This is a genomic window from Streptomyces poonensis, from assembly GCF_014650915.1.
Taxonomy (GTDB): Bacteria; Actinomycetota; Actinomycetes; order Streptomycetales; family Streptomycetaceae; genus Streptomyces; species Streptomyces poonensis.
This window is the reverse complement of sequence record NZ_BMVW01000015.1, coordinates 164,287-176,447: the sequence shown is the minus strand read 5'-3', so window position 1 is coordinate 176,447 and position 12,161 is coordinate 164,287. Positions and strand designations below refer to the sequence as shown.

The window sequence follows — 12,161 nt, the reverse complement described above, 5'->3', positions numbered from 1 at the left end:
TGCCGCCTGAGCACATGATCGGCGGGGACCGTGACGTACTCTCGTCCTCAGTCAGGCACCTAGGTTGAGGGACTCACGTGGCAGAGGCGGAGCGCATCATCGGTACGCCGGACACCCCCGACGCGGCGGGAGCCGGGCCGGAGCGGTCCGAAGGGCGGGCGGCCGCGGGCGAGCGGTCCGGCTCCGACGACGGCACACGGGCCCCGCACGCCCCGGCCGGGCGGCCGGACACCGGCCCCGCGCGCGGGGCGGACCCCGTGCCCGGGACGGGATCCGTGTCCGGCACGGGACCTGCGTCCGGAGCCGGCCCGGCCGTCGGAGCGGGGCCGGAGTCCCGCTCCGAAGGGGCGCAGGGGGCCGGCGAGGTGTCCGACGCGGACGCAACGACGGACGGCGTGGCGGAGAGCGAGGCGGGCGGTGCCGGCGCGCGGCCCCGGGGCAAGCGGCGGATCGCCGTGCTGTTCATGGTCGCCGTCCTGGCGTACGCCCTCGACCTGATCAGCAAGATGATCGTGGTCGAGAAGCTGGAGCACCACGAGCCGATCGAGATCGTCGGGGAGTGGCTGAGGTTTGTGGCGATCCGCAACGCGGGCGCCGCCTTCGGCTTCGGCGAGGCGTTCACCGTCATCTTCACGGTGATCGCGACGGCCGTGATCGTGGTGATCGTCCGGCTCGCGCGCAAGCTCTACAGCCTGCCCTGGGCCGTCGCGCTCGGGCTGCTGCTCGGCGGTGCGCTGGGCAACCTCACGGACCGCATCTTCCGCGCGCCCGGCGTCTTCGAAGGGGCGGTGGTGGACTTCATCGCCCCCAAGGGCTTCGCCGTGTTCAACCTGGCCGACTCCGCGATCGTCTGCGGAGGCATCCTCATCGTGCTGCTGTCCTTCCGGGGGCTCGACCCGGACGGCACCGTCCACAAGGACTGAGGCACTGAGGCACTGAGGGACCGAAGGTCTGACGGCCTGCTCAGGGGCGCGCGTACGGCGTTGTCGGACCCGTCCGGCATACTCGACGGGTGAGCACGATTCCCGAGATCCGTACCCTGCCCGTGCCCGACGGCCTGGAGGGCGAGCGCGTCGACGCCGCCATCTCCCGCATGTTCGGCTTCTCCCGCACCAAGGCCGCGGAGCTGGCCGCGGCGGGCAAGGTGCTGGTCGACGGCACGGTGGTCGGCAAGTCCGAGCGGGTGCGGGGCGGGGCCTGGCTCGAGGTCGAGATGCCGCAGGCGCCCGCGCCCGTCCAGGTCGTCGCCGAGCGGGTCGAGGGCATGGAGATCGTGTACGACGACGACGACGTGGTCGTGATCGTCAAGCCGGTCGGCGTGGCCGCGCACCCGAGCCCCGGCTGGACCGGCCCGACCGTGATCGGCGGGCTCGCCGCCGCGGGCTACCGGATCTCGACCTCGGGCGCCGCGGAGCGCCAGGGCATCGTCCACCGGCTCGACGTGGGCACGTCGGGGCTGATGGTGGTGGCCAAGTCGGAGTACGCGTACAGCTTCCTCAAGCGCCAGTTCAAGGAGCGCACGGTCGACAAGCGCTACCACACGCTGGTGCAGGGGCACCCCGACCCGACGAGCGGCACCATCGACGCGCCCATCGGGCGGCACCCGAACCACGACTACAAGTGGGCGGTCACGGCCGACGGCAAGCCGTCCGTCACGCACTACGACCTCATCGAGGCGTTCCGCGCGGCGTCGCTGCTGGACGTGAAGCTGGAGACCGGGCGCACCCACCAGATCCGCGTGCACATGTCGGCCCACCGGCACCCCTGCGCGGGCGACCTCACGTACGGCGCGGACCCCACGCTCGCCAAGCGGCTCGGCCTCACCCGGCAGTGGCTGCACGCGGTGCGGCTCGGCTTCGAGCACCCCGGGGACGGACGGTGGGTCGAGTTCGAGAGCGACTACCCCGAGGACCTGCAGAAGGCCCTGGACCGGGTGCGGGAGGAGACGTACGGATGAGCGGCCCCTCGTATGTGGTGCGCATAGCCGCGGAGCCGGCCGACCGTGAGGCGTGCTTCGCGGTGCGCAAGGAGGTCTTCGTCGCCGAGCAGGGCGTCCCGGAGGACATCGAGTACGACCCGTACGACGCCCTCGCGGTCCATGTGCTGGCCGTCCGGGAGGACGGGACGCCGCTCGGCACCGGCCGGCTGCTGTCCGGTGAGGCGGCCGCGGGGAAGACCGGCGGCGACCCGGCGGTGGGTTCGCTCGGGCGGCTCGCCGTGATGAAGCAGGCGCGCGGACTCGGCGTGGGCGCTGCCCTGGTGCGGGCCATCGAGGGCGCGGCGCGGGAGCTCGGGCTGACGGCGGTGGATCTGCACGCGCAGACGCACGCCCTGGGGTTCTACGAGCGGCTGGGATACGTGGCGTACGGGCCGGAGTTCCCCGACGCCGGCATACCGCACCAGGCGATGCGGCGCGCCCTCCGATCCGGCGATGCGGAGCGCTCCCTGATCAACTGAGCGCTCTCTGATCAACTGATGTGCTGATGCGGAACGTGTGACGGGAGAGGCGGGCGTGCCCCGGCGTGAGCCGCGCCGATGTGGGCATCCGGAGTACTGCGGCCCGTAAGGACCGTTCCCACGATGCCGGAGCGGGCGGCGCGCCGTCGGGCGCGGACGGGCCGCGCGGGGTGGTGCGTGGCACCCTGGGCATCGGGGTGCCTTGATCGTCCAGACCGGCGGAGCGCGACCGTGGATCAGTTGGCCCTGCTGTTCACCCTGCTGCTCGGGGCCCTGGTGAGCGTTCCGCTGGGCGACCGGTGGGGGCTGCCGGCACCGGTGCTGATGACGATCCTCGGGATCGTCCTCGCCGTGCCGGACTTCGTGCCCAACGTGGACATCGCGCCCGAGCTCATCCTGCCCGCGCTGCTGCCGCCCCTGCTGTACGCGGCGGTGCGGAAGACCTCCTGGCGGCAGTTCGCGGCCAACCGGCGGCCGATCTTCCTGCTGGCCGTGGCGCTGGTCTTCGTCACCACCGCGGCGGTGGGCGCGGTCGCCCACACGATCGTGCCGGGGCTGCCGGTCGCCGCCGCCGTGGCACTCGGCGCGCTCGTCGCGCCGCCCGACCCGGTGGCCGCGACGGCCGTGGCGGGACGGCTCGGCCTGCCGCGGCGGCTGGTGTCCATCCTGGAGGGCGAGGGACTCTTCAACGACGTGACGGCCATCGTGCTCTACCACGTCGCGATCGCCGCCGCCGTCAGCGGATCCTTCTCCCTGCCGGACGCCGCGCTGGAACTGGTGCTGTCGGCCGTCGTCGCCGTCGCCGTCGGCCTGGGGCTGGGCTGGGCCGCGTACAAGCTGCTGGACATCCTCGGGGACGCCACCCTCCAGGTCGGGCTCACCCTGCTCGTGCCGTACGCCTCCTACGTGCTGGCCGAGGAACTGCACGGGTCCGGGGTGCTCGCCGTGCTCACCACGGCCCTGTTCCTGTCCGAGCACGCCGCCGACGCGGACGATGTCATGACACGGCTCGCCGGGCACACGTTCTGGGACGTGGTGGACACCTTGGTGACCGGGGTCGCCTTCGGGCTGATCGGTCTCGAACTGCACAACGCGATCAGGACGGCGACCGGGCGCTGGCACGAGATGCTCGGCTGGGCCCTGGCGATCCTGGGAGTCGTCGTGCTCCTACGGCTGCTGTGGCTGCTGCCGGCGACCTGGCTCACCCGGTGGCTGCACGCCCGGCTGGACCGGGACCACGACGAGGACATTCCGCTGACCTGGCGGGAGACCGTGGTGATGTGGTGGTCCGGAATGCGCGGGGTGGCCTCCGTGGCGCTGGCGCTGGCCATTCCGCTACAGACGGAGGACGGGTCGTCCTTCCCGGTCAGGGACGAGATCGTGTTCATCGCGTTCGGCGTGATCATGGGGACGCTGCTGCTCCAGGGGCTCACCCTGCCCTGGCTGGTCGGGCGGCTGGGGGTGAAGGCGGACACGGAGGCCGAGAAGAAGTTCGAGAAGCAGCTCGCGGTCCGGGCCGCCGGCGCGGCGAAGCGGCGGCTGAGGCAGATCGAGGAGGCGGAGGGACTGCCGGACGAACTCATCGAGCAACTCCTCCGGCGGGCCTTCGACATCGGCGTACGGATCAGTCCCGACATGGGGGAGGACGAGCGCAGGGCGGGGCTCGAGCAGCGGCACCTGCGGCTCCGGAGACTGCGGCGGATCCAGGGCGAGATGCTGAGCGCGGCCCGCCACGAGGTGCTGGCCGCACGCAGCGAGCCGGGCGCGGACCCCGAGATCGTGGACCGGGTGCTGCGGCACCTGGACGTCCGGAGCCTGCGCTGACGCTCCGCTGGTCGGGTGAGGGCCGTGCTCGAGGAGCCCGGGGAGAGTGGGGTTCGCGAGGCGGGACGGGTCGGGGCTGGGCTGAGACGTACTGTCCCCGGGGGTGGGTCCGAGGGGCGGTGGGTGCTGCTGGGGCGGGTCGGGAGACGGGGTCCTGGGAGGCGGCTGCACGTAGGGCGGCCCAGGGGAGCGGACGCCCGCGACGTGTCGCCGACGCGTGCGTACGGGGCGTGCAGTACGGGAGGCAGGTGCCGCGCGCGGGACACGGCCGAGGGGTACGTACGGGTCGTCGGGCCGGGCGTTCGGGTGGGTGGCTCTGTGCCGGCCCCCGCCGGGCCGTTCGGGTGGGTGGATGTGTCGTCCTCGGGCCGTCGAGCCGGGGAAGCGGGTGGTGGGCCGCGTGGTTCCCCGGCTCGACGGCCGTCGGGGCGTGTCGGCGTCGTCCCGCGCGCGGGGTGCGTAGCCCACGGCCGCCACCTCTGGTTGATGCTCGTCCGTCCCCCGGCTGCCCCTCAGCTGTCCCTCAGCCTCGGGCCGGGCCCGTCCCGGGGGACTCGTACGCGCGGTCGCGGGACGTGGAGCGGGCGGCCGCGCCGTTCCCCCGGCCGCCCGTACCACCGACCGTCGCGCCGCCGGACCGGCCGACCGCACCGTCGGTCGCGCTGTCGGACCGGCCGTCGCCCGAGCGTGCCGGAGGCAGGAGCGCGTCGGCCGTGTTGACGCGGGGCAGGGCGTACGGGTGCTCGTCGGCCAGCCAGCGGATCAGCCGCTCGCGGACCTCCACCCGTACCGTCCAGATGTCGTCCGCGTCCTTCGCGGTCACCAGGGCCCGTACCTGCATGGTGCTCGGGGTGGTGTCCGTGACCTGCAGGCCGTAGGCGCGGCCGTCCCAGGCCGGGCACTCGCGCAGGATGTCGCGGAGCTTCTCGCGCATCGCCTCCACGGGGGCCGAGTGGTCGACGTGGAGGTAGACGATGCCGGTCATCTGGGGGGTGCCGCGCGACCAGTTCTCGAAGGGCTTGGAGGTGAAGTACGAGACGGGCATCGTGATGCGGCGCTCGTCCCAGGTCCGTACGGTCAGGAAGGTGAGGGTGATCTCCTCCACCGTGCCCCACTCGCCGTCCACCACCACGGTGTCCCCGATGCGCACCATGTCGCCGAAGGCGATCTGCAGCCCGGCGAACATGTTGCCCAGCGTGGACTGCGCGGCGACACCGGCGACGATGCCGAGGATGCCCGCCGAGGCGAGCAGCGAGGCGCCGGCCGCGCGCATCGCCGGGAAGGTCAGCAGCATGGCCGCGACCGCCACGACGCCCACGATCGCGGAGACGACCCGCATGATGAGGGTCACCTGGGTGCGCACCCGGCGGACCCGGGCGGGGTCGCGGTGGGCGCGCGCGTAGCGGCTGTACGTCGTCTCGACTATCGCGGCCGCGATCCGGATCACCAGCCAGGCGGCGGACCCGATGAGCAGCAGCGTCAGAACCCGTTCGATGGCGATCTCGTGCCTGGGCAGGAGGTCCGCCTGGTCGTAGGAACCTCTGAGCAGGGCCACGCACAGCACGAGCTGGTAGGGGATGCGTGCGCGGCGCAGCAGGCCCCACAGCGGGGTCTCCCGGTCACGATCGTCCGCTTTGCGCAGCAGGTGGTCGGTGACCCACCCGATGACCAGGGTGAGCAGCACCGAACCGCCCACGACCACCAGTGGGCGCAGTACGTTCTCCATGCACACGAACCTAACCGGCATACGCGGTCATGAACATGTGACTTCGGCGCGATCGTGGGTATGGCCCGGGGGCCGGGGCCCGGGGCCCGGGGGCTTGGGGGGCGGACCTGGTCCGGGTCGTCGGCCCCGGTGTCAGTGCCGGCTGGCAGCATGGCCCCATGAACATCATGCTCTTTCACTCGATCTACGGCCCGCGCCCGGCCGTGGGGGCCGCCGCCGACCGGCTGCGCGCGGCGGGACACGAGGTGTGGACGCCCGACCTGTTCGAGGGCCGTACTTTCACGACGGTGGAGGAGGGCAGTGCCTTCAAGGACGGCATCGGCAAGGAGGAGCTGCTGAAGCGCGCGGTGCTGGCCGCGGCGCCCTACTCCGAGCGGGGCCTCGTCTACGCCGGGTTCTCGCTCGGCGCGGCGATCGCGCAGACCCTGGCGCTCGGCGACGACAAGGCCCGCGGACTGCTGCTCCTGCACGGCACGTCCGACATCGCGGAGAACGCGTCGGTGGACGAGCTGCCCGTCCAGCTCCACGTCGCCGAGCCCGACCCCTTCGAGCCGGACGACTGGCTGAGCGCGTGGTACCTGCGGATGCGGCGGGCGGGCGCCGATGTGGAGGTGCACCGGTACCGCGGCGCGGGGCACCTCTACACCGATCCCGACCTCCCGGACTACGACGAGGAGGCCGCCGAGGCCACCTGGAAGGTGGCGCTCGGCTTCCTCGACAGCCTGTGAGAGGAGGTCCCGCTCCCGGTCAGCCCACCGGGTCGTACACCCGCTCCACCTTCTGCGTGCCGCTGCGGGTGCGGTACGAGCGCGCCCAGGACGAGGCCGTGCCGGGCTGCGTACGGTCGGCGATCACGTAGTAGTCCATCTGCGCGCGCTCGGCGGTGATGTCCAGGACGCCGTAGCCGTGCCGGTCGGTGTCGACCCAGTGGACGTGCCGGTTGGCGGCGCGGATCAGCGGGGCGGCCACGGCCGAGACGGTGCCCTCGGGGACCTTGAGCTGGTCGTCGAGGTTGTCGGAGGTCACCGAGGTGACCACGAACTCGGTGGCGGCGGAGGCGGACAGCGGATACGTTCCTGCGTTCACCGGGACGTCGTTGGCCCAGGCCATGTGGATGTCGCCGGTGAGGAAGACCGTGTTGCGGATGCCGTTGCCGCGCAGGTGGGCGAGGAGTTCGCGGCGGTCGTCGGTGTAGCCGTCCCACTGGTCGGGGTTGAGGGCGAGGCCCTCCTTCGGCAGACCGAGCAGTTCGGCGAGCGGCTTCAGCAGGTCGGCGGTGAGGTTGCCGAGGGCGAACGGCGCGATCATCACCGGGTTGCCGACCAGGCGCCAGGCCGTGTCCGAGGCGGCGAGGCCGGCCTTCAGCCAGTCGAGCTGGGCCCGGCCCGTCAGCGTACGGTCCGGGTCGTCCACGTCCCCGTCGCCGATCGAGACCTGCTGGGAGCGGAACGAGCGCAGGTCGAGGAGGGAGAGGTCGGCCAGCTTCCCGAAGCGCAGCCGGCGGTAGGTGGTGCCCGCGATCGCCGGGCGGACGGGCATCCACTCGAAGTACGCCTGCTTGGCCGCGGACCGGCGCGTCGCCCAGGACCCTTCCGTGCCCTCGGTGTGGTTCTCGGCGCCGCCCGACCAGGTGTCGTTGGCTATCTCGTGGTCGTCCCAGATGGCGACGACCGGGGCCGCCGCGTGCAGGGCCTGCAGGTCCGGGTCGGTCTTGTAGCGGCCGTGCCGGATGCGGTAGTCGGCGAGGGTGAGGATCTCGTGCGCCGGCGCGTGCGGCCGTACGACGGTGTCGCGGGTGCCGTACTCGCCGGTGCCGTACTCGTAGATGTAGTCGCCCAGGTGCAGCCACGCGTCCAGGTCGCCGCGCGCGGCGAGGTGGCGGTAGGCGGCGAAGTACCCGGCCTCCCAGTTGGCGCAGGAGACCACACCGAAGCGCAGGGAGGCCACCGAGGCGTCGGCGGTCGGGGCGGTGCGGGCGCGGCCGGCCGGGGAGTCGGTGCCGCCCGCGGAGAAGCGGAACCAGTAGTCGGTGGCGGGCGAGAGGCCGCGTATGTCCGCCTTCACGGTGTGGTCCGAGGCGGCCGACGCGGTGGTGGAGCCCTTGGCGACGACGTGGGTGAACGCCTTGTCCAGGGCGACGGTCCAGCTCACCTCGGTGTCCGGGCCGAGCCCGGAGCCGGGGGTCGCCTCCGGCGCGGGCGTCACGCGGGTCCACAGCAGGATGCCGTCGGGCAGGGGATCGCCGGAGGCGACGCCGTGCAGGAACGCGGGCGCCTGGGCGGCCTGCGCCGGTATCGCGGCGGCCAGCGGGGCCGCGAGGGCGGCACCGGCCGCGGCCGCCTTGACGACGGTACGGCGGCGCGGCGCGGGACGGCCGGGGCTGGTGTGAAGATCGATGCGACTGGTCACGGCCGATCAGATTACTGATCGGTATGTCCTCAGGTAAGACGGAACACGCGCCGCGTGACGCGAACTGCGGGCGAACCGCGAAGAGTTCGCCCGCACGTCCGTCGCGCGTCACCTGAGGGGTGACGGTGACGCCCGCGTCCTCACGTGACGACGCTTGCGCTCTTGCCCGATGCCCCTCGGTCCTTACTTGGTGACGCCCGCGTCCTTCAGGGCCGTCTGCCACTCGGCGACCGAGGACGGGGTGTCGATCTTCTTGTCGTTGATCTTGACGGTGGGCGTCTGCTCGACGCCCTCGGCGTCGTCGAAGGACTTGCTCATCCGCATCGCCCAGGCGTCGTACGTGCCCTTCTCGACCGCGTTCTGGAACTTCTTGTTGTTCTTCAGCGCGTCCACCGTGTCGGCGACCTCGATCAGATAGCTGTCCTTGGCGAACTCGTCCGTCGACTCGTCCGGGTGGTACTTCGCCGAGTACAGCGCGGTCTTGTAGTCGATGAACGCCTCAGGGCTCACGTTCAGGGCGGCACCGAGCGCGCTCAGCGCGTTCTTGGAGCCCTCACCGTCGAGGTTGCCGTCGAGGAAGGTGCCCAGGGTGACCTGGATCTTGTAGTCACCGTCCTCCATGCCCTTGTTGACGGTCTCGCCGAGGGTCTGCTCGAAGCTGGCGCAGCCCGGGCAGCGCGGGTCCTCGAAGAGGTGGACCACGTTGTCGGTCTTGGAGTCGCCGATCACGACGGTGGTGCCGTCCTTGCCCGAGCTGTTGGCCGGGGCGACCACCTTCGCGTCGGCGGCCTCCTCCCACTTCGTGGGCTGGTTGCTCTGCACGACGGCGTAGCCGATGCCGCCGGCTATCGCGAGGACGGCGACGATCGAACCGGCGACGATGGCCTGCCGCTTCGCCTTCTCACGCTTGGCCTGCCGCTCGCGCTCCTGGCGCAGCCGCTCCCGGGCCGCCGTCTTCGCCGCCTGGCTGTTCCGCTTGCTCATGGGGGTGCTCTCCCTGGGGGACGCGCACATGCCGTGCGCGGTGGGGTACGTACGGGGGACTACAGGTGCTCTGCCGGTACCGTCGCCGCTGGTCAGGCGGTGACGGCGAGGGAGCACGGCGGTCCACGCCGACCCAGGGAGTAGGTGAGGAGCAGGGTGCGCGCGGTGGCCGGGCGGCGCGGGGAGCGCGGCGTACGGGGGCGCGCCGGCTCGAGTCGTACCGTCACCGCGGCGACCGCGAGCAGCAGCGGCCGGAAGCCCGCGGCGACCGCCGCGCCCAGCAGCTGGGCGAGCGCCCGCTCGCCGCGGCGCAGCCAGGCGGCCGCCAGCAGGCCCACGCCGACGTGTGCGGCGAGCAGTATCCAGGCGGCGGCCGGACCGGCGTGCGCGAGCAGTGCGGCCGCGCGGGAGGAGTCTCCGGCGGCCCGGGCGAGCGGAGTGCCGACGTCGCCGGCGCACAGCACATCGAGGCCGACCGAGCGCAGGGGGCCCGCGACGGGGCCGCCCGCGCTGCCGTAGCAGGCGCGCTGGCCCGTGGTGAACAGGGTGTCGGCGGCCAGCTCCAGCGGGATCAGCAGCGCGGCGATCCCGCCGAAGCCGCGTTCGCGGCCCGCCAGTGTGTAGGCGAGGGCGAAGACGGCGGCGGCCGTCACGGCCACCGCGGGCAGCGGCAGCGGAACCCCGGACAGCAGGACGTGCGACGCGGTGCTGAGCGTCACGACCAGTGCCGTGAACAGCGCCGCGCGCACGGCTCTGAGCGGAGTCCCGGGCATGTCCATAACGGTTCCGAGTGTCCCACGGGCCCGCGTAAGGCGCCCCTAAAGAGTGCCTGTGCGAACGCACGCGCGATGCCGCGTCGCGGACCGATGCACCGCGGGCCATGCACCGCGGCCGGTGCCTGTGGTGCCGCAGGCACCGGCCGCGCCCCTACAGGCCGGGGATCCGGCCGTTGCGGAACAGGTCCACGAAGATCTGGTGGTCCGCACGCGCGCGTGCGCCGTAGGTGTGCGCGAAGTCCACCAGCAGGGGGGCGAAGCCGTCCTCGTCGGCGGCGATCGCCGCGTCGATGGCCCGCTCGGTGGAGAACGGCACCAGGGACTCGCCGGACTGGTCGTCCGCCGCCGCGTGCATCGTGGCCGTGGCCCGGCCCAGGTCGGCGACGACGCCGGCGATCTCCTCCGGGTCGTCGATGTCGCCCCAGTCCAGGTCGACCGCGTACGGCGACACCTCGGCGACCAGCTGGCCCGCACCGTCCAGCTCGGTCCAGCCGAGCCACGGGTCGGCGTGCGCCTGGAGGGCGCGCTGGGAGATCACCGTGCGGTGGCCCTCGTGCTGGAAGTACTCGCGGATCGCCGGGTCCGTGACATGCCGGGAGACGGCCGGGGTCTGGGCCTGCTTGATGTAGATCACGACGTCGTTCTCCAGGGCGTCGCTGTTGCCCTCGAGGAGGATGTTGTACGACGGCAGCCCGGCCGAACCGATGCCGATGCCCCGGCGGCCGACCACGTCCTTGACCCGGTAGGAGTCCGGGCGGGCCAGCGACGACTCCGGCAGCGTCTCCAGATAGCCGTCGAACGCCGCGAGGACCTTGTAGCGGGTGGCCGCGTCCAGCTCGACGGAGCCGCCGCCCGGGGCGAAACGGCGCTCGAAGTCGCGGATCTCGGTCATCGTGTCCAGCAGCCCGAAGCGGGTCAGCGAGCGGGCGACGCGCAGCGCGTCCAGCAGTGGCCCCTCGGCGGTGTCCAGCGTGAACGGCGGGACCTCGTCCTGCTTGGCGCCGGTCGCGAGGGCGCGGATCCGCTCGCGGTACGCGCCCGCGTACACCCGCACCAGCTCGCTGATCTGCTCGTCGCTGAGCGCCTTCGCGTAGCCGATCAGCGCGACGGAGCCGGCGAACCGCTTCAGGTCCCAGGTGAAGGGGCCGACGTAGGCCTCGTCGAAGTCGTTGACGTTGAAGATCAGACGGCCCTGGGAGTCCATGTACGTGCCGAAGTTCTCCGCGTGGAGATCGCCGTGGATCCACACGCGCGAGGTGCGGTCGTCCAGGTACGGCCCACCGGCCGTCCCCTCGCCGGTCCGGCCCTCGGCCCCGCCGACGCCGTCCTGCATGTCCTGGTAGAAGAGGCACGCCGTGCCCCGGTAGAAGGCGAAGGCGGAGGCCGCCATCTTCCGGAACTTCACCCGGAACGCGGCCGGGTCGGCGGCCAGGAGCGCGCCGAAGGCGGTGTCGAAGACGTCGAGGATCTGCTCGCCGCGTCGCTCGTGGCTGAGCTGCGAAACCGGCATCGCTGGGTGCCTCCTGGTGCGGGTGGTGACGCGTGAACGTGTGGAACGGGGGTGCCGTCCGGGGCGACGGATCCTCCGCAGCCTTCAACGACCGACCGCGGACGGGAGTGCCCGTACCGGACCGACGAGAATCGCGGAAGAGCGCGAACCCCACCTCCGGGGCAGCACCCGCTCCTCCCTGCTCACGGATACCGCCCCGCGACGCCCGCCTCTGAGCCTCTGAGTCGGCGAGGCCACCGCCCCGGCCGGTGCGGCTCGGCGGCCGGGGCGGTGACCTCGCCCAGCCACCCGGTCACCTGGTCACCCGACACCCGGTCACCCGGCCACCCGGCCGGTGCAGGCCGGCTCCTGGGTCGGTGCGGGCGGCCTCGCCCGACGGATGCAGGCCGCCTCCCCGGCCTGTGAGGATCGCCTCCCCCCGGCCCGTGAGGATCGCCTCCCCGGCCCGTGAAGATCGCGGACGACCACTGCCCGC

10 protein-coding genes are annotated in these 12,161 nt (G+C 72.6%); 5 read left to right on the top strand and 5 right to left on the bottom strand.

What is annotated here, in order from left to right:
• Positions 1-77: 77 nt before the first annotated feature.
• The 4 genes from lspA to IE242_RS29345 all read left to right on the top strand — a co-directional run bounded on the left by lspA (position 78) and on the right by IE242_RS29345 (position 4,281).
• Positions 78-923, top strand: coding sequence for a signal peptidase II (lspA, locus tag IE242_RS29360; protein ID WP_189864561.1), 846 nt, complete (start codon positions 78-80; stop codon positions 921-923).
• A gap of 89 nt (positions 924-1,012) precedes the next feature.
• Complete coding sequence (locus tag IE242_RS29355) at positions 1,013-1,957, top strand: RluA family pseudouridine synthase (RefSeq protein WP_189864559.1); 945 nt, start codon at positions 1,013-1,015, stop codon at positions 1,955-1,957.
• Positions 1,954-2,457 carry a GNAT family N-acetyltransferase gene (locus IE242_RS29350; protein WP_189864557.1) on the top strand — a complete coding sequence of 168 codons (504 nt, stop codon included), beginning with the start codon at positions 1,954-1,956 and terminating at the stop codon, positions 2,455-2,457. The genes IE242_RS29355 and IE242_RS29350 overlap by 4 nt, the downstream gene beginning before the upstream one ends.
• Before the next feature lie 231 nt (positions 2,458-2,688).
• Positions 2,689-4,281: a Na+/H+ antiporter gene (locus IE242_RS29345; protein ID WP_189864555.1), complete on the top strand. Its 1,593-nt coding sequence runs from the start codon at positions 2,689-2,691 to the stop codon at positions 4,279-4,281.
• A gap of 523 nt (positions 4,282-4,804) precedes the next feature.
• Here IE242_RS29345 and IE242_RS29340 read toward each other — a convergent pair.
• Positions 4,805-6,007 (bottom strand): mechanosensitive ion channel family protein, encoded by a 1,203-nt coding sequence (locus IE242_RS29340; RefSeq protein WP_189864553.1) that lies wholly within the window; start codon positions 6,005-6,007, stop codon positions 4,805-4,807.
• Between the two features lie 158 nt (positions 6,008-6,165).
• On the opposite strand from IE242_RS29340, the gene IE242_RS29335 reads away from it, so the two are divergent.
• Positions 6,166-6,735, top strand: a complete 570-nt coding sequence (locus tag IE242_RS29335) for a dienelactone hydrolase family protein (RefSeq protein WP_189864551.1) — start codon at positions 6,166-6,168, stop codon at positions 6,733-6,735.
• Positions 6,736-6,754: 19 nt separating this feature from the next.
• On the opposite strand, the gene IE242_RS29330 is transcribed toward IE242_RS29335, so the two are convergent.
• The 4 genes from IE242_RS29330 to IE242_RS29315 all read right to left on the bottom strand — a co-directional run bounded on the left by IE242_RS29330 (position 6,755) and on the right by IE242_RS29315 (position 11,686).
• Entirely contained in the window at positions 6,755-8,416 is a 1,662-nt protein-coding gene (locus IE242_RS29330; RefSeq protein ID WP_189864549.1) for an alkaline phosphatase D family protein, read from the bottom strand.
• Between the two features lie 183 nt (positions 8,417-8,599).
• Positions 8,600-9,400, bottom strand: a complete 801-nt coding sequence (locus tag IE242_RS29325; RefSeq protein WP_189864547.1) for a DsbA family protein — start codon at positions 9,398-9,400, stop codon at positions 8,600-8,602.
• 92 nt (positions 9,401-9,492) lie between these two features.
• The gene (locus IE242_RS29320; protein ID WP_189864545.1) at positions 9,493-10,179 is read right to left on the bottom strand and encodes a hypothetical protein; all 687 of its coding nucleotides are present in this window, start codon (positions 10,177-10,179) and stop codon (positions 9,493-9,495) included.
• Positions 10,180-10,327: 148 nt separating this feature from the next.
• On the bottom strand, positions 10,328-11,686 hold the full coding sequence (locus IE242_RS29315; RefSeq protein WP_189864543.1) for a DUF2252 domain-containing protein: 1,359 nt from the start codon (positions 11,684-11,686) through the stop codon (positions 10,328-10,330).
• Positions 11,687-12,161 lie beyond the last annotated feature (475 nt).